The organism is Methylotuvimicrobium sp. KM2 (genome assembly GCF_038051925.1).
Classification (GTDB): domain Bacteria; phylum Pseudomonadota; class Gammaproteobacteria; order Methylococcales; family Methylomonadaceae; genus Methylotuvimicrobium.
Map to the genome: position 1 here is coordinate 1,320,742 of NZ_CP150634.1, position 18,857 is coordinate 1,339,598.

The 18,857-nt window shown below is 50.1% G+C and carries 7 protein-coding genes; 4 read left to right on the forward strand and 3 right to left on the reverse strand.

Translation table 11 applies throughout. The features are described from left to right. Window positions 1-113: 113 nt before the first annotated feature. From WJM45_RS05795 to WJM45_RS05805, 3 genes are all read right to left on the reverse strand, one after another. Window positions 114-10,427, reverse strand: coding sequence for a filamentous haemagglutinin family protein (locus WJM45_RS05795; RefSeq protein ID WP_341328023.1), 10,314 nt, complete (start codon window positions 10,425-10,427; stop codon window positions 114-116). A gap of 11 nt (window positions 10,428-10,438) precedes the next feature. Then, window positions 10,439-12,028 carry a POTRA domain-containing protein gene (locus WJM45_RS05800; RefSeq protein WP_341328024.1) on the reverse strand — a complete coding sequence of 530 codons (1,590 nt, stop codon included), beginning with the start codon at window positions 12,026-12,028 and terminating at the stop codon, window positions 10,439-10,441. Window positions 12,029-12,143: 115 nt separating this feature from the next. Beyond that, window positions 12,144-13,643: a hypothetical protein gene (locus tag WJM45_RS05805; RefSeq protein ID WP_341328025.1), complete on the reverse strand. Its 1,500-nt coding sequence runs from the start codon at window positions 13,641-13,643 to the stop codon at window positions 12,144-12,146. A 476-nt stretch (window positions 13,644-14,119) separates the two neighbouring features. Here WJM45_RS05805 and WJM45_RS05810 point away from each other — a divergent pair, with 476 nt between their 5' ends. The 4 genes from WJM45_RS05810 (at window position 14,120) to WJM45_RS05825 (ending at window position 18,846) form a co-directional block, all read left to right on the forward strand. Then, window positions 14,120-15,928 carry a DUF2341 domain-containing protein gene (locus tag WJM45_RS05810; protein ID WP_341328026.1) on the forward strand — a complete coding sequence of 603 codons (1,809 nt, stop codon included), beginning with the start codon at window positions 14,120-14,122 and terminating at the stop codon, window positions 15,926-15,928. A 79-nt stretch (window positions 15,929-16,007) separates the two neighbouring features. After that, window positions 16,008-16,412: a biopolymer transporter ExbD gene (locus WJM45_RS05815; protein WP_125220254.1), complete on the forward strand. Its 405-nt coding sequence runs from the start codon at window positions 16,008-16,010 to the stop codon at window positions 16,410-16,412. A 7-nt stretch (window positions 16,413-16,419) separates the two neighbouring features. After that, window positions 16,420-17,073 carry an energy transducer TonB gene (locus WJM45_RS05820; protein ID WP_341328027.1) on the forward strand — a complete coding sequence of 218 codons (654 nt, stop codon included), beginning with the start codon at window positions 16,420-16,422 and terminating at the stop codon, window positions 17,071-17,073. Between the two features lie 21 nt (window positions 17,074-17,094). Further along, a complete protein-coding gene (locus WJM45_RS05825) occupies window positions 17,095-18,846 on the forward strand; it encodes a putative porin (RefSeq protein ID WP_341328028.1) in 1,752 nt (583 codons plus the stop codon). The last annotated feature ends 11 nt before the right edge of the window (window positions 18,847-18,857 follow it).

The following is an 18,857-nucleotide window of genomic DNA, read 5'->3' on the forward strand; positions in this document are numbered from 1 at the left end:
CCCTAAGATTCAGATGTTTCAATGGAATTATGCCAGTGCAATATGACAGCTCGGTGAAGGAATCATGACATTAATATGACAAAATGCGCTGTTGCTTGGCAAAGGAGGTCGTATCAAACATCTTCGTCGCCAAAACCGATGATATCGACACTGATGATTCCCTGCGCTCCGGCTTTGTCCATTTGTTCTTTTGCTGATTTGGCAACATCCGAGGTATCGTCAATCGCCTGAGCTATGCTGGCCGCGACATTATTGACATTACCGAGGCCGGCAGCCAAACTGCCGGTAGAAGCGGTTGGCACGCCGACCGATACCCCGCCGACATCGATATTGTCGGATCCAACGATGGCTGTCGCCCCCACGGTGACGTCCTTGCCGCCCACGCCGGCTTCCGAAGCATCGATAATGCCTTGAAGCGCAAACAATAAGGCATCCCCTTGACTGCCGTCAGGCGCCATGTTTGCTCGGATACCGCTGCCGGCCACGGCAGGCGGTAATTCGATGATTATGTTGCCTTCACTGTCGAAGCGAATAATCGGAGCGGGGGCCGCCAAGGCTGTTTTTGCTCCCCTACCGGCATCGATGTTGCCGTCCGTCGATCCGATTAAGATATCGCCGCCGCCGAGCGTCATGACTCGGGTCGTATTCACTTGAAAATCGTCTCGGACAATCGAATGCACGGCACCTTTTTTGATGGCTACGACACCCAGTTGCGATGCATCTTTGGCGCCACTGGAATTAACCGCCAAACCGGCATTGATGCCGCCATTGGGCGTCAATAAATTGATGTCGCCGCCATCGGTGCTGTGTATTTTGCTGAAAAACATCGAAATATCGCCGGTTTGGGTTTTATTTCTATCTTTAGAAAATGCATCTTCCAAGATACTGCTGGCCGAAGCTCCTTCTCTGAAAACAGTGCCATTGGCGGGGTCTATCGTATAATCTTGGCGACCGGCCAAAACGGTGGTTCCCGGAAATAGCGTTTCGATGGCAGCTAGAAGTTCAAACTGCGCTTTATCCATTTCTAGTTTGAAATTGAACCGGGCCTGGGTATCGCTGGCGCTATCGAAACTGTTTTTAGCAATCGAAAAACGATTACCGTAATTTTTCATGAGTCCGTTGAAGGTTTCTATCAAGTCCGCTAAATAAGGTGCGTTGAAATGCGATCGTTCAACAGCCGGCAAGCGTGCAAAGGCTGCTCGCGCCAGATCCACTGTCAAATCGTCATTGCCGGTGATTCTTCGCATATAGTCGGCAACCGCAAGCTCGTAACTTTCGTAAAGGCTTTCACCATTGCTTAGGTAGCTTTTCATAAAATCCGGTGCCGCGAATTGAGTTTGAGCCAATCCTGCAACCACGTTAATTGCAGCACCATCCTCCGCCAATGCCGTGTTGACTTGATTGCCCGTAGTCGTGATGCCCTCGGAAGAACCTAAGTCGACATGTCTTCCGGCCATTATTGTCAAACGGCCCGGACCCGACACCTCCATACGTTGAACAACATTAACCAATGCTCCGGTAGCGGGATTTCGAACGATGTCGAATTTGAAATCGCGACCGGCCGATACGATCGATTCGGCACCTTCGATATTATGCTGGAATTGCAAGCTGACATTACGAATATCCCGACCGGCCGACACTTGTGTCGGTTTCGCCATAATGAATTGGAAAGGGTCCTTGCCCAGGATATCGCCAACGTCTGTGCTGATCAGAGCCGGTATAGGATCATTGATATGATTTGGAATCGAAGCATAGATTTTGTCCGGCTCGTTAGTGATACCGGACAGCACCAATCTCAGCCGGGCGTCGTTATAGTTGGCAGCAGGATTCAATACAGTCGGCAATAGATTCGAATTGGTGTCCGACATCGTCACATTCACGGCATTGCCGTTGCTGGCGGTGATAATATTATTCGCGGCAAAAAGCTCAAATTGACCGACTTTGCTCGGATACATGATCAAGCCATTTTTGAATATGATGTCGTTTGATAAAGCGTAGGCCTTCAATGTTCCAGGGGCCACCGATAGAGCATCCCTGGCTCCACCGTCGAAGCTGATCAGAGCGCCGCGTTGGAAATTCATTAAATCGACTACCCCGGAAACATCGTTGCCGAGGCTGATGTTTCCGGTCAGCGAAGTCAGATTGACCGCACTGTTCTCACCGTATCTGAAGAAGATCGATAGTAAATCCGGGCGTTTATTGGCCGGTTGCGACAAAATCATCGGATCGATAATGGCTTGTAGGGCGATATCTTTGCCGGCAGTAATGTGATATTGCGCATTGCCCAAGGCCAATATCGGATTCATTTCCGTAATGCTAACGGTTTTGAACGAGCCGGCATTGAGCGAGCCGGCAACGTTAAATGTCGCCGTGCCGTTATCGACGTAATAGATGCCGCCTTTTAGGTCACCTCCGGCGGAGATGTTTAGGTCTCCGCCGCCATTGATCTCGACTTCATTGGTTAAGTAATTTTGATTAGTAAAGTCGTTCGGATCGACTCTCTGTCCGACTTGCTTACCGGTAGTTGGAATGACCACTGAGAGATCGCTAACCGTCCCGCCGGCAGTGATAGTGATATTACCGCCGCCCAAGGCGCCGACATTTTGCCGGTAATCCGGCGCGATGCCTGAACCGGTTCGCGTACCGATTGCGATGCCCCAAGCGGTCGGTCTTTCCCCTGTGTGGGTTTCGTTTCGGGACCAATTTCCGGTTCTAAGTAGCCAGTCCGAGGCGATTTGATTAGTCACCGCACCGCGAATATCGCGTCCGGCACTGAAACGAATATCGCCGCCGTCTTTGGGGTATTCGACATAAAAGTTGGAAGCCACGCGTATCAATGGAAACCCGAAACGATCCTCATCGTCCGGTCTTCCTGCCGTGTAGACGACCGATTTATCGTTGCCGTAGACAATGTCGCGTCCCGCGCTGAAATCGATGGCCCCTGTGCCTGTGCGAATCTTCACATCGTTGAAGAGGCGTACATCGCCGAAATTCAGATTGTCCGCGGCCACTACCATTTTTGTATCGGAAGAGTTCAAGTCCGCGCCGGCAACGAAGTTGTAACTCCATGAACGACCGGGTTGCAACATATCGATCACAGGTCTCGAAAAGGTAGGCGTCACCTGAAGTACGCCATTTTTGAAAGCGTCGCTTACGCCGTTTTGGAACAACAAATCTCCACCGGTTCGCAAGGTCAAATAGCCGGGTGTTTGTTCGGGTCCATAACGCCAATCGACTAAATCCCAGTTGGCGGCCAAGGTGAGATTGCCTTCCGATTTGACCTCTATGCCGGGAGCTAATTCGAATCCAGGTCCGAATGCCGTTGTCGAAACGCTATTCATGTACAAAGCGGTATCGTTTCTAAGGCTATTGATTGCTGCAGCGTCCAGTCTGTTAAGGTTGTACTGCGCGACTGCTTCGATCACGACGTTAGAATCGCCGATAATGGTGCCGGGGGCAATCGGTGCGACATTGACCTGACCTGCCAAGCGTTCGGCACGAATATGCACATCGCCTTCACGGCCGCCATTGGCGGAGACATCGATCGATGCGCCATTCTGAATGCTGATACCGCCTCCGTTAGTCGAGTTGAGTCTGACCTTGCCGCCATCGCCTGATGCTTCGGTGGCGTTGGCATGTAATCGTGCGCTTCCGGACAAGGTTAGTCTGCTATGAGCATTGAGTTCAATGCTACCGCCATGTTGGCCGCTGGCATCGAGCGTGCCTGCAATCGTCAATGCGCCTTTGTCGACGGTTAATTTGATATCGTTCGCGCTTATCGAATCCTCTTCATCAATGACTAGGTTGCCATTTCTCAATCGTAAATCTATTGCTCTGCTAAAACCGGAATCCACTAAGCTCTGATTCATCAAGCCGAACGGGTTACCGCCCATGCTGCCGAGGTCGAGCCGAACCGATCCCCCCTCGGCCTGATGACCTCCCTTCGCGTTGATCGTGCCATTCAAATTGACCAATCCCGTGGTTGCGGAAAGCGCTAGAGATCCCGCCGACATTTGTGGGCTGATAGCGTTCAACAATAGTTGACTACCGGCTTCGGTATTAATGTTCTGCCGCGCGGTCAAATCGATTCGTCCGGCTGATATCGGAGCCGATTCGCTTAAGCCCGCTCTTACCATTGTTCCGGAAACATCAATGGCGGCATTCTCTTTGAGGACAATATCGCCTGTTTTAGCATTCGCTTTTACGATACCGCTGTTGAATTGTAATGGTGTATCGATGACGACATGGCCTGCGTTTAAATTGAGACGTGCCGCAATACCCGGTTGCGAATCCACAGAGTCGGCTGGGTTATGATTGAGTGCTAAGCGATAAGTGTCGGCATCGATCCTGGTCTCGGAGCCTGAAGTACCGGTAATAAAGCCTGCAGTGATCGTCGTGTCGGCCAGAGTGTTGAGTGTGTTTACACTAGAACCGATTAACGACTCGGCTAGATTCAAATTGATATCATTGAATCCCGACAAGGTAAAGTCGCCTCCCGCCAATACTAGATTGTTGGCAGCAATCGACAAGGAGCCCGTCCCGTTGCCTTTTTCGGTCTGTACTGAATTGGATGCATTGATCAACGTAACGGTATCGGCAGAAAGCCCGGCGGATTTGCCGGAATTGTCAAAACCGGCAATACCTTTTGTAGCGATCGTCAAAAGATTGAATTCAATCGGCATTAGTTCGAGCTCGTTGTTTCTGAGCGCTAAACCCGAAGCATCGGTGCGGTAAACGCCGCCATAAATGTTCAAGTTGCTGCGGCTGGTCAGCACCAGTTGTTCGACATTCAATTGACTCAACTGCCCGTTATCCAACGAAAGCCCGGGTAAATTTTCGCTTACTTCACCGATATTGATGGCTTCAGCGGCAATATTTAACGACTTGCCGGCATCCAACATGCCATTCATTTGTAGATTCCGGGTCGAATCCAACAGTATGGAGCCGTTCGCAGCTAAGGTTTGGGCATTGTCGTTGATTACTAGGTCGCCTCTCAGGCCTTGCGTGTCCGTTCTGACGATTTGTGCTTGCGCATCGCCGGAAACCCGCAATAGCGCGCCGTCACCGCGGGTGGTCAACACCTGTCCGGGAGCCGAGCTGTCCTTGCCGCCTGTTGCCACGATTTGAGCACCGGCTTGGAGCTCAATCCTGTCCGTGGCGCCCATAATGATTTCCGAACCTTCGAGGCGGGTTCCTTCGGCGATTTCGACAGTTTTGGATTTGACGTCAAGATTGATCGCACCGGTCTCATTGTCGATTGTTCTGATACCGCCTAAAAATAAGCTGCCAACGGTAAAGGTATCGAGATCGCTTACACTCAGTTCTACGCGGCCTTCAGCGCCCGTCCTGTCATTGACCACGGCGATGTTGTCGGCAATGACATCGACCAAACCTGCCAGCCCGCCGTTGTTGGCGTTGGCGAGAACGGAGGGCAGTTCTAATTGTGATTTTGCGTTGAACAGCAGCGATCCCGCATCTTCAGGTAAGCGAGGAATCGGCGATTCTTTACGCTGTGCTTGTTCGACAAAAAATTGATTGGCTGTGGATAGGTCCAATTGTGAACGAGTCAAGGCAATTTCGCCGGGCTCGACCGCAAAACCCGACCAAGTCTGTTCCTTGATTCCGGTGCCGCTAATTGCCCTAAAACCAGCCACGACTGAGGCACCGTCTAAATTGACCGAACGGCTGCCTTGCGCCATGTTGTCGCTGCCTTGCTGAGGTGTTATTAAATAAGATCCGGGAAGCAATGCATAGCGCGCAGGTAATAGCGTGTAATAACCGGCTTTTAAACCGCTCCCTTCACCCAAATAAATGCTGTCGCCGATCGACAAACCCGAACCGGGAAATTCCAGCGGGTCGAACGGTGCGTAACCGGAATGGTTGGGCAAGATCGCAAACGAATTACCGGTAGCCAAGACATCGACGGAACCGCCGATGCCGGGGATGAATTCGTAGGCCAGCAAATCGCCGCCCCCGGAAATATCGATAACGGCGCCTTCGTCATGTTGAATTCGGTCCGCATTGACGGTTATTTTTTTGGTTGGCGTTTGCACGATCAGATTTTGATTATCGATCGGATATAACCATTCCAAACCGGCTTCCGTAACACCGAACGGAATAATTTGATCTTCGGCGGATACCGAACTCAAACTGTTTGCGCCGAAATGAATCGTTTGAGATGCATCGAAGGTCAATTCGCCGAAAGGCACTTTAATGGCGCCGTCATGCTGAATGTTCGGGGCTGTGACCGTCAATTTCGCATAGGCGGATAAGATCGGTCGAGATTGATCCCCGCTGCTGAACGCAATGCTTCCGTTAGGATCGCCTTTGACCGTCAATCTGTACTCACTGAGCGTTGTCGGATAGACTTGATCGGCCTTAAGGTTCAACGCCGAATACGTCGAAAATTCACCCAGATAGTCGCGTTGCGTAAACAAAGTACGAATGCCTCTTAAGCGAATATCGCTATCCGCGTTCAGATCGACTTGCTTGAATCCTGCGGTAAAAACACCTCCAAATAATTCGATTAGGTCGGCATTGACCTGAAGTTGGCCGTCTCCACCCGTTGGATTGCCGGTCGCACGTCGGGTTCGGCTCGAACCTAAAGCCGCATGAGCCGCATTGAAAACGACGCGTCCGGTATCGCTTTCCGACAGTCGTTGCCAAGCCAATTTAGGGCTGTCGAAGTTTACGGCATGTTGTAAATCCAAATGGATATCGCCCTGAAAGCGAATTTCGCCGTCCGCTTGCACGTTCAAATTTGCAAAACCGGAATCGGACACTTGTTGGGCCGCTATAAAGCCTTGTCTTTGCAGTCCGGTTGGGAGCGCATCGCCGTATTGGCTGAAGGAGGCGTCAAAAAATTCATTCTTAGTTTGGGAGAAATTGAGAATGCTCGGTTTTATCGGAAAGTTAGGAATCACTCCTTCTTCAACGGGGATTTCTCTGAGGGTGTCGTCTAGACGGACCGTTAAAGTGCCGCCGGACGTGCCGGGCGCTTTACCGCCTTTGGCCAACATGCCGCCTTCGATGAAAATGGCTTCGACGCTGCTGATGGTAATAGTTCCGCCGTGCGATCCAACTTTTTCCGTACTGAAGGTAATATTTTCCGCGCCGGGCAATAGGCGAGGGCGGTTTAGCAAGGCTTCCGTTCCCGATGCATCGATCTGCGAGCCGCTGCTGGTGGCTACATAACCGCGCGCGGCGGTTAAGTTGACATTCCCGCCATTATGGACCATGCCCGTTTTGAGCCCGAACTCGTCGGTAAGCGTCATCGCGATACCGGAAACGTCGATTCGCGCATTGTCGCCGAGCCAAAGTCCCTGGCGGGGTTGGTACAATGGGTCCAGCGTCGGCAAGCCTTGCGGAGGAATGATGCTCAAGGCCACGTTACCGCCGTTTGCTTTGATCGATCCATCGAAAAATAAAGACGAATCGGAGACTAACGAGACGTTGCTCAAGGCATCGGCAGTGATCTCGGTGTTGTTATTAACGATTAAATGGCTATTAGGGTTCGGGTTGATGCTGTGAACCGATTGCAAAGTTAAATTGCTCGGTAGGCGGTCGATCGCAGGGAGCTTGCCCAGTCGAGATATTCCAGCAATGTTATTCGAGCTGCTACGATTAATGGCATCGCCATTCAATAAACGATTAGTTTGTTGCAGTTTGATTTTAACGCCTTCGTCAACGACCAAGCCGTTGATATTGGCAGTCAGAATATAATCGGAAAAACCGCCTTTTGCGAAAAAATCGGCTTCGAGTTGTAAAGGGCGTAGCCCTTCCAATTCTTCTTCGCGTCTGCGTAGAATCGCAATCGCATTGGCCTCCAGTTCAAGCGTGCCGCCTTGACGAATAGCATAGGCGCTGAGCGTGCCGTCCAATGTTATGTTGGAACCTGTCGTTTCTGCTTCGGCGTGAAGATGGATACCCCCGGCTTTACCGTCTTGAATATTGCCGCTCGTTTGCAACCAAGCTCCCCCTCCGACGTCGATGCGGCTGCCTTTCAGAATATCAATATCGCCATTGGCGCGGGCAATAAAGCTACCGCCATCCAAAGTAATCTTATTGTTATCCAGTAGATCGAACGGTGTGGTTAGATCGTTGACCCAACCACCTTGAAGATCGATCTTGGCATTACTGCCGAGTGTAATCGCACCGGATAGCCTGCCTTGAGTTCTGGCATTCAAATCAGTGGCAAGATTTACCTGAGCGCCGGCGCCTTTGATTTCACCGCCGATAGTGATAGCTCCGCCTTGTAAATTCAATTGAGCGCCATCGGCCAGTTTAAGTCTACTACCGTCGGAAACAGTCACGGTACCGTGCGCCAACACCGACAAGTCCATGATGCCGCTTTGTGACAGCGATTGAGTACGCAGTACCAACGGGGTGAATCGACTATCGTTTGAGGAAGGGAACGGCTGGTTTAAGTCGACATTGACCGTCGAACTTGTCAAGACATTGGCGAATACCACTGCTTGATCGACTTCCGAAGCGGAGCGCATGTCGATCGTCAACGTGCCGCCCTTGGGGCGTTCCGCCAAGGTGCGTTGTAATCGACCGCTGACGGTTGTGCCGTTTAACTGACCCTCCAGGATGACATTGGGACTGGCAATGGTCAGACTGCCTGCATCATGGCCGTCGGTATAGCCGGCTTCTTTGCGTGCCAAGGCAAACGGACCTTCGGTAATCCAGGCTTGCTCAACGCCCCATTTTTTATGGTTTTTGACGACTTTTCCGTAAATGCCGTCGTAGCGCAATGACGGATGCGCTTCGCTGATATCGAACACTCGGCCATTCGAGATTAATTTCGAAGTGCGGATATAGCCGTCTAAAAATTTTACCGCGCCGCCGGAAAAATCGAGTATGGCATTGTCTTTAACAAGGGTATCGCCTTCCGAGCTGAGGTTGATTTCACCGCCTTTAGCCAATCGTTCACCCAAAGGACGCTCGATAGCATCGATAGCGGGTTGAATGTTGGCCAACGGTGTACCGGCTCGGATATCGACAAAAATGGTTTCACCAAATAGCACTCCATTTCGCTGTAGCGGTGCATCACTCAGTTGGTTCAAACGTAATTCGACTGCGACGACATTACTTTCCATCGGTTTGACAGTCGATTTTACGCCGGAAACATCGATTTTAGCGCCGGAGTCGATCAAGATGCGGCTGTCATTTCGATTGGCCGAGGCTTGCAGAGGGTTTGACGGGTTTTGGGTTGCTACGACATTGATTTTTCCGCCCGGCAAGTTGACTTGCGAACCGCTTTGAAAATGAACCTTGTGCGCCATGATGTCGATTTGCGAGAGCGGTTGAGCCTGTTCGTCGATTGCAGTCAAACCGGTGTCCAATTCCGGCAAGATCTCGGTTTGGCTGTTTTCTCCAAGGCTGACGGTGGCCGACTTGCCTAAATTGTCGCCAGAATCGGTAGCGCGTGTGGTTCTGCTGGCTTGCATGGCATACCCGTCAGGCGTTTGGAAGGTCGTGGCTCCCTCTCGGGCGATAAGGCGGATTTTGCCATTGATGTTCATTGAGGTGCTAGCCGAGACTTTGCCTTTTTGATTGACGGCAAATCCCACTAAGCTGATCGTGCCGCGTTTAGAGGCGATGCTGCCTAAATTGTTGATTTCGCCGCCGGTTTGTACTTCAACCAATAAACCTTCATTGCCCGCTTCTTGTAGATAGACTCTATCGGTTGCGGCAGCCAACACGACCTGCCTATCATCGGCTTCGATATTACCCTCGTTAGTAATAGTCGGCGCAATGATCAAAATATTTTGGCCTTCGGTTGATTTGATTTGGGCGCCTTCATCGATGTTTATTGCAATTTTGATTTTGTTGCCATCTTCATCGAGTCTAAAACTGCCGTCTTCGTTTTTTAGATAAAAGTCACCGTTGCCGTTGAAGGCTGCCGTTCCATTGTTGGCAAAAACCTTGGTGATACCTTGATCGAAAACATCATCGGTTATTGACAGCGTCGAGGCCACCAAACCTCTAACATCAACTTTCGAATTTTTACCGAATACGAATCCATTGCTATTAACCAAATAGACCTGGCCGTTGGCTGTTAGTGTTCCCAGTATACGGCTAGGATCATTTTGAAAAATCCTGTTCAACGCAATGGAGTTCGCACCGGGTTGTTGAAAGTGTACGGAATGATCCTGGCCGATATTGAAACTTTGCCAGTTTAGTATTGCTCTATCGGTATGCTGATCGATGCGCATGTGGTTGCCGGTGATCGACGCGGTCGCATTGCCCATGCTGGCCCAAACCGGGCTGGGGACCGGCAGGTTTCCTGCCGCATGCGTTGCCGTCAACGGATACATTCCGATCCCGCCGAGCATCGCAATCCTGACACAAGCAGCGATGGGACTTAGCGTGAAGCCGGTTGAGAAACTTTGAGATTTTTTGCTGGTTTGTTGATTAGCCATGTTCATTACCTCTAAAATTCGGCGGCGACTCTAAAATGCAGCCGGGGGTCACCGCTTTCGATCGTGCCTTGCGAAATAAACGGAAATGCCACGTCCAGATTGGCAACCAAATATTTCCACGCCTGAAACCGAAGGCCGACGCCGCCGCTGGCCAAATTAATTTTGTTATCGATACCGGGCAGTGCGCTTTTTATCCAACCTCGTCCGGCATCTAAAAAGACCAGGCCCCGAAAGGTATTGACGGCTTCCCAATCGCTGTCAAAAGGGAGCAATCTCGGCGAATATAATTCGACCGAACCTTGCACGCCGTCATCCGACAGTACTTGAGTTTCAAAGTAGCCACGAACACTGTCATCGCCGCCGATCGAGTATTGTTCGTTACTGATGATAGGCGAATCGGCGATTTGACCGGATATACGGCTGACAAAATCCATTCCCCAAGGCAGGTTGTACTTATAATCGATGCCGCCGTTGAGCATCAGGTAATTCGGTTTGGCCAGAAAGCGTTTGTCGGCAAACTCCTGCTCATCGTTACCGAGGCCGCGAATTGAAAAATTCACGCCTAAATTGAATGACAGCAGGGAGTTCTCATCGCTTACCGTACCGTTGTATTGAGCCATGAACGGTAAATAAGTGATCGGAGTTTTTAAGGTGTCGGCCCCGAGTAAATTGAGATCTTCGGCAAAGGACTTGTAATCGACGCCAAGAGTAAAGCTGTGTGAATAATGATCTTTGCCGGTCAGCGGTAAAATCAATCGGGCGCCGTAAATATCGCCGGTGCCGATCACAGATAAGGCGCCGGCGCTGGCAATTTGCGAATCCGAGGACGAACTGACCGCATACAGAGCGAGTTTGGCATCGGTATCGAGCAAGGGCATGACATAAGTGCCGACGAAGACTTCGACTTCTTCCGGCTTTTCGGGCGCGGTCTGATACATGAATGAGGCGCTATGGAATTTTTGCCATAAATTATCGTAGCGTAACGATGCGACCGTCCTTAAGCGGCTAGTATTGGCGACATTTCTGCCGTTGACTTCGATTTTTCCGTGAATGGGCATGCTGTCTTTGACTTTTAAATCCACCTCGACCGTACCGGGCGTTTCTCCGGCCCGTAATATCGGCACCACGTTTCGATCTGACGATTCCTTGCCTAGGTCAGCCAATTGCTGTTGCATGACTTGAATATTAGGTACTTTTCCTTCGGCCAATTCCGGAACTTTGGCTTTGATACGACCCAATGAGAAATAACGCGAATCGGTGACGCGTAAACGGGATACTTTGCCCTCGGTCACTTCCAAATACACCACGCCTCCGACGACGTCCTGTTCCGGAATGTCCACGGCGACTGTTTGGTAACCTTGGCTGTGATAGATTTTTTCCAGAGAGGCGCGGGCTTGTTCCACGGTATCGATGCTCTTGTCTTCGCCTAAAAAAGGGTAGACTCCCCGCTCGATGGTTTTACGGTCCAGCAAGGTATTGCCTTTGACTCTAAGTTCCCATAGGTCGAAGTGATTTTCGTCTTCTGCAAGTGCTAATGAGCTTGTTAAGCACATAACCACGACAAATAACCAACGAATCGTCGAAAAAGCCTTTTTAATCATAGAATTGTTAGCATGTTACAAACAGGACAGCCCCCGCAGGGCGGAGGCTGTAAATAAAAGTGCATCCTTGCTCGGCCTATTGCAGGCTCGGATTCCAGAGAGGGGTTAGCACAAGTTATAAAGGTTTGTCCGAATCGATTTTCAACAATACCGGGACATTACAGTTATCCAATAGACCGCCTGCCGCATGCGAATAACCGATCACCGGAGCGTTTTCATCGACAATGTGCGAGAAGGGGTGACCGTTGCTGGCGACCGCCAAATAACCCGATTTGCCGAAAGTGTGACTGGAAGACTGGTTGAGGACGCTACCAACGGTCGTAGGATTGGCGGCATCGACTACGATTTTTTCAATGATTGCCAACGTATCGCCGGATGGTGAACCTGCGCCGGTTTTACGCCATTGGAAAGTCGGTTCTACCCAATCCATATAAGTGCCGTTGGCCGCATTTTTCAAAGTGGGCGCATAACCGTCGATTTTTATGAACTTATAGGCAAATGCGTTATTGGCATTTTTTTCCAAACTTTGTTGGCCGATTGCCCAAGCGGTCACTGCTTGCCCACTGATGTTGCTGTTTAAGCCGCTGGTATTGGTGCCTTTGCCGAAGTCATCCAAACATCTGTCCATATTGCCGGAGCCGGAGTTTTCGAAAACGCGAGGACCCTCAAACGGATTATCATCGGAGATTTCCGGATCCGAAACCATCGGCTCCATCGCGCATCGCGTACATGGATGGTGCAGGAATTTCGCGTATTGTTGGGCGCCGGTACCGGAACCGTCGACCCTTTTGCAGAAATGCATCAGATCGCTTTGCGGAGGAGTAACGCCGGGATATTGGGTCAATGGATGATCAACACCGTCTTTAGTGACGATGAATTCATCCCAGCTTTTGATTTGGCCCGTGATCAATGAAGCGACTTGCTGTTTACTCAAAGACGGCATACATTCTTCGGTATATTCACCCTTGGCGCAGGAGCCGGGCAGTTCGCCCCGGTCTATCTGAACGGTTTGCAACGCATCATATAAACCATTGGTTACCGGCACGCCGAAAATCAATGCGGCTACCGCCCTAACTTCCAGTGCTTGGATGCCACGCTGTGTCATCGGTTTGAAACCCTTCGGCGTATTCCGGCCTCGGAACATAAAAGGGTCTACATCGGAAATGCCGATATTGGGATGTCTTGGCGTTAAATCGCCCGGGTTGTTGATGGTGCATGTCCATTTGCCGGGAGTGTCTTCGGTACAGTTGTTGTTAAAGATATTCAGTGCATCCAGTTGCGACTCTTCTGCCAACGGGTTGACGCCTTGTGCCGAACCGCCCGCCGAGCGTTTGATGAACAGGACTTTTTTCGGGGCGGATAGTCCAGGGACATTGGCCGGGGTCAAGGTACAAAAGAAGGCTCGGTAACCTGCGCCATTATTGGGATCGGTGTAATAATCGGTGTCTTCGCAGATATTGTTGAACATACTCGTCATAGCGTTGTCCATTGCTGTAGCTCCGGACATGAACAGCTCCAGGTCAGGCGTGTCACTCGGCGTCCAGGCCTGTGCCGCGCCGGAAAACCCGGTTATGGAAAGAGCCGCTAAAGCAGCCGTTAACGCATGTTTTTTCATGATTAAATTCTCGTAAGAGTTAATGGAAATGGTTGCAAATATAAAAATTCACACGCGCCTTTGAATATTTAAAAAGCTCTCTAAAAGACACTTTCAAACAAGTTCTTTAAAGTAGCGGTGAGCTAATAATTTGCTTTGACTAAATGTCTTTACGGAATAGCCCGTAATAAGCCACTCGACTTAGGAGAATTTTTTCACAACAATGCGTCTATAGTTTTACAGTTGTGTTAAAAATTGATGAAATGTATTACGTTTGCGATGATTTTTCGCACCTATCGTTGCTTTGAATCATCTTTAATTCTTTTTATTCGAGCTTTGATAACTGTGTTTCGAGTTATCTGTCACTTTTTTTATACCTTATTATTGGATCGACGCATTTTTAGTCGAAATTAGATCGTCATACTGCTTATACCGTCATAATCGTGTCATAAATCTCTGAAATAATTTTGCTTTAAGTTAAGCAATAGAGAGCACCAATGAAACGATTTGGATTTTTGTTATTTTTTTTGATGCTGATGCCGCAAATGGCCTGCGCATGGTGGAACGCCGATTGGAGTTACAAGAAAAAAATAGATCTGGATCTCAAGCAGGCGGGAGTTAGCGTTTCGGAAGATGCCGTGGCATTGATTCGTTTACACACCGGCAATTTTGCCTATTTCATGGATATCGCGGATTTGGGTAAGGATATCCGCTTTATGGCGGGAGACGACAAAACGCCGTTGAAGTTTTATATCGAAAAACTGGACTCAATCAATGAAATGGCATTGATTTGGGTCAAGTTACCGAAAGATATTGCAAAGGCCCCGGAACCTACTCTGTATATGTATTACAGTAATCCTCTGGCGCCTGACGGGCAGGATGCGGGCGGTGTTTTCCCGGTCGATCAAGTCTTGAGTCTGCCGTTTACCAAAGATGGTGTTGCCGACATGACCGCTTATGCGAATCATCCGTCCGAATCGACTGTCGCGGCAGGAGAAGGCGGCTTGATTGGACATGCGGGAGTTTTTGAAGGCGAGCAAATCGTTCGAATACCGGCTTCCGCGTCTTTATTGACGATGCCCGATCCAGGCTGGACTTTGTCTGCTTGGTTGAAAATCGATCAACCAAATGAAGATGGAGTGATCTTTCAAAGAACCGGCGCGACAGAAACGCTTACTTTCTATGTTAGAGAACAAACGGCGAACTTAGAGCTTGCCGATGCTTCCGGGGAGCTGCAAACGTTCCCGGTTTCTACGCCCTTAACGCCGGGAAGTTGGCATCATTTTGCCGCAATCGTAACTGCCGATAGGGTAGTGATTTATTTGGACGGAGCCGAGGCCGAATCATTTTCGGTAATAGTTCCCGGCTTGGAAGGCGATATTACTATTGGCGCCGATGCCTATGGCGCGCGCGGTTTGATCGGTGCTATCGACCAATTGAGTGTTTACAAGTCTCCGCGTTCAGCAGAAGCGATCAAGTTCGATGTTTTAATGCAGGGGCAGGCTTCGCCGTTATTGGTATACGGCGAAGATTTGTCTCCGGAATCCGAAGACGGCGGCGAGTCGCATGTTTTGTCGACGATGCAGCATGTCTCGCTCGATGGGTGGATTATCATCGGGATCTTGGCGGTGATGTTAGTCATCAGCTTTTTGGTGATGGCCGCGAAGGCGTTGGTCTTGATCAAGAATCACAAGGAAAACCGCAACTTCGAAGACGAGTTCATGAAGTTGAAAACCGCCGAATTGGAAGCGCTGAACCACGAAGACACCGAGGACGACGAAGCGGTCAATGCCTCGCCATTGTTGGCTTCGTTGGCCGGCGGGCATGAACGTTTTACCGGGTCTTCCGTTTACCGGTTGTATCATGTCGGTGTCGAAGAACTCCACCATCGCTTTGCCAAGAGCGTCGGCGCCGATGTTGCCGAGGCGGTTGTCTCCGAAAAAGGCATGGATTCGATTCGTGCAGCGATGGAGTCTTGTTTGATTCGTGAAGCGCAAAAACTCAATAGTCTGATGGTGTTACTGACAATTTCTATTTCCGGCGGTCCTTTTTTAGGTCTACTCGGTACCGTAATCGGGGTTATGGCGACCTTCGGCGAAATCGCCGCAAGTGGTGAGGTTAACGTCAATGCGATCGCGCCCGGTATTGCGGCGGCATTGGCTACTACCGTTGCCGGTTTGGTTGTCGCGATTCCGTGTTTGTTCGGTTATAACTATTTGAATAGCCGTATCAAGTTGATTACCGCCGATATGTATATTTTTGTCGACGAATTCACGGCCAAACTCTCCGAGCGTTACTCCGACTAATCAGCGGACCTCATGAATTGACAGGTGGCGAGTAACTTCATTCTTCTCGCCCCGACCCAATCAGAACGAGTTATTTATTATGCGTTACAAAGAAGAATTGGAAAGTTACGACGATATCAATGTCACATCCATGTTGGATTTGGCTTATGTATTGTTGATCGTCTTTATCATCATGACCACGGCCGCCGTACAGGGAATTACCGTCAATTTGCCGAAAGCCAGCGATACGCCGAGCTTGGCCAAGCCGAAAACCAAGGCAATCACGATCACGGCCGACGGTACGATTTTTCTCGATACCTACCCGGTAACCTTGGAGCAGTTGGAGTCATTGCTGCAACAATACCGTGCGGCCGATCCGGAATTGCCGGTGATCATCAAAGGCGATGCGACCGTGCAATATCAGAACGTCGTCGATGTATTGGCTTTATTGGGCCGCATCGATATTACGCAGATCGGTCTGGTGACGCAGAACTTGGTCAAGTAACGCGGTTATGAGTAAAAACAAAAGTTGGAAGGTGCATCTGCCGAAGATCATCGGCGGCGGGATCGGTACGATTTTAGTTGCATTGATCATCTACGGCATTAGCAATTTCAAACAGGAAAGCGACGAGCGTCCGCAAAAAAAAATTCAACCGATTACATTGCTGAAGCCGCCTCCGCCTCCTCCTCCGCCACCGAAAATTGAGAAGCCGCCCGAGCCGGAAAAGATTGAGGAAAAGATCCCGGAGCCTGATCCGGAGCCTGAGAATCTCCCGGATGTCGACGACGCGCCGCCTGCCGATAGTTTGGGACTTGATGCTGACGGCAGCGCCGGTTCCGACGGCTTTGGCTTGGCTGCACGGAAAGGCGGGCGCGGATTGTTGAGCGGCAATCCCAACGCTTGGTACGGCAATATTATCAGGAATCAAATGCAAGTGGTGATTTCCGAGGTAGACGATTTACGCAGAACGCGTTACACGGCGACGGTTCGTATCTGGGTCGATAAGAAAGGCAATGTGACTCGATTTGAATTGGTCCGGGGCAGTAACGATGCTCGGGTCGACGAAAAGTTGCAAATGACGCTCGCCAAGTTGAAACGAATCAATAAAGCCCCGCCGGCCGGGATGAAACAGCCGATCAAATTTCGAATTACGAACCGCATTTAACTTCAGTTAATGGGAAACACAATGTTACAGAAAAAGGCTGTCACGGCCTTAGTTTTGTTGAGCGTTTTAGGGCCGGTGCAGGCCGGTGAAAAAGAGGAATTGCTGAAACTGCGCAGCACGACCGAAAGCCTAATCAAGCAATTGGTCAAACAAGGCATTTTGACCGAAGAAACCGCCGAGACGATGTTCAAGGAAGCCGAAGCCGAAGCCGGTAAGATCGCATCGCAAGCAAGGACCGCCGCGGCGCTCAGTAATGCGGCATCGGTAGGTGAGCCAGACGATGAGGAGGTCCGGGTTTCTTATATTCCCGATTTCATCAAGGATCAAATTCGCGATGAGATTCGTGCCGAATTGCGCGAGGATGTGACTGGTGATGTGATCAGCAAGGCCAAGGAAGAAGGTTGGGGTTTGGCCGATGCCCTGCCGGAATGGACTCGAAAGTTTAAGTTGTCGGGGGATTTGCGGTTGCGTTATGAGCCGGTGTTTTATGCCGATGAAAATGCCAGCGGCTTGAGTATTTTCCCTTTTTATCCGAATGGACAAGCAATCAATCAAATGGACGGTGCCAGAAATGCGGGGTTGGACCTTATCGAAAATACTACGACGAATAATCAGCGCTTTCGGCAACGTTTTCGGCTGGGCATCGATGCCGATATCGCGGAAGGCTTGAAAGCTGGAATCCGTCTATCGACCGGTAATTTCAGAGATCCCGTTTCAACCAATCAAACCATGGGGCAAACCGGCGATCGTTATGACTTCAACATCGACCGAGCCTATCTTCAATACGACGATGTCGACAGTTTCGGTTTTAATTGGCTCTCTCTGATGGGCGGACGTATCAAAAATCCGTTTTTCGTTGGAGGGGGGGAGTTTACCAGTGGCTCCGAGTTGGTTTGGGATACCGATTTGTCATTCGAAGGTTTTGCGGCGACTTATCGATACAACTTAGGATTGTCTAATGGTTTAGGTGATGGCGCACGAGTACTCTACGCGACAGGTGGGGCTTTTCCGCTGCAGGAAGCTCCATTCAGTCATAACGATAAATGGCTGTTCGGCGGACAGGTTGGTTTGGACTGGGGATTTAAAAATAAAGACAATCTGAGAATGGCTTTGGCTTATTATGATTTTAAAAATATCACAGCCAGGCCGAATACCTCGACCGCATCCGGTACCTGCGATGTCAATTCTCGTGAAAATACCGCTTCGATGCCGGAATTCATGCAAGGCGGTAATACGCTGGCAACAATCTGCCGTGACGGTGCATTTAATGATCCTTTACCCAGCGAATTTCCCGGTATGGTTGGTTTAGCGTCTGAGTTTAAAATCGTCAATTTTACCGCACGCTATGACATGGCTTTATTTGATCCCATTCACCTTACGTTATCGGGTGATTATGCAAAAAACATTGGCTTCGATAGCGAAAAAGTGGCAGCCGCGAGAGTATTGGGCGGCGCTTTGGGCAGCGGGGCAGTAGACGAACAAACTACGGCTTGGCAATTACGTGCCGACTTGGGTTGGCTGAGAGTCGATAAAAAAGGCAATTGGAGTACTTTTGTCGCTTATAAACGAGTCGAACGCGATGCGGTAGTCGATGCCTTTTCGGATTCGGACTTTCACCTCGGCGGCACGAATGCTAAAGGCTGGATTCTCGGGGCTAACTATGGGCTGCTCAACAATGTCTGGTTAACTAGCCGCTGGCTAACCGCAGAAGCCATAACCGGGCCGCCCTATGGTATCGACATTTTCCAAATCGATATCAATACCAAGTTTTAATGTTGTTGAGA

Bases quoted from the DNA above. Each gene is read 5' to 3' on its own strand.
- WJM45_RS05795 (WP_341328023.1), bottom strand. From the start codon at position 10,427: ATGGCTAATCAACAAACCAGCAAAAAATCTCAAAGTTTCTCAACCGGC.
- WJM45_RS05800 (WP_341328024.1), bottom strand. From the start codon at position 12,028: ATGATTAAAAAGGCTTTTTCGACGATTCGTTGGTTATTTGTCGTGGTT.
- WJM45_RS05805 (WP_341328025.1), bottom strand. From the start codon at position 13,643: ATGAAAAAACATGCGTTAACGGCTGCTTTAGCGGCTCTTTCCATAACC.
- WJM45_RS05810 (WP_341328026.1), top strand. From the start codon at position 14,120: ATGAAACGATTTGGATTTTTGTTATTTTTTTTGATGCTGATGCCGCAA.
- WJM45_RS05815 (WP_125220254.1), top strand. From the start codon at position 16,008: ATGCGTTACAAAGAAGAATTGGAAAGTTACGACGATATCAATGTCACA.
- WJM45_RS05820 (WP_341328027.1), top strand. From the start codon at position 16,420: ATGAGTAAAAACAAAAGTTGGAAGGTGCATCTGCCGAAGATCATCGGC.
- WJM45_RS05825 (WP_341328028.1), top strand. From the start codon at position 17,095: ATGTTACAGAAAAAGGCTGTCACGGCCTTAGTTTTGTTGAGCGTTTTA.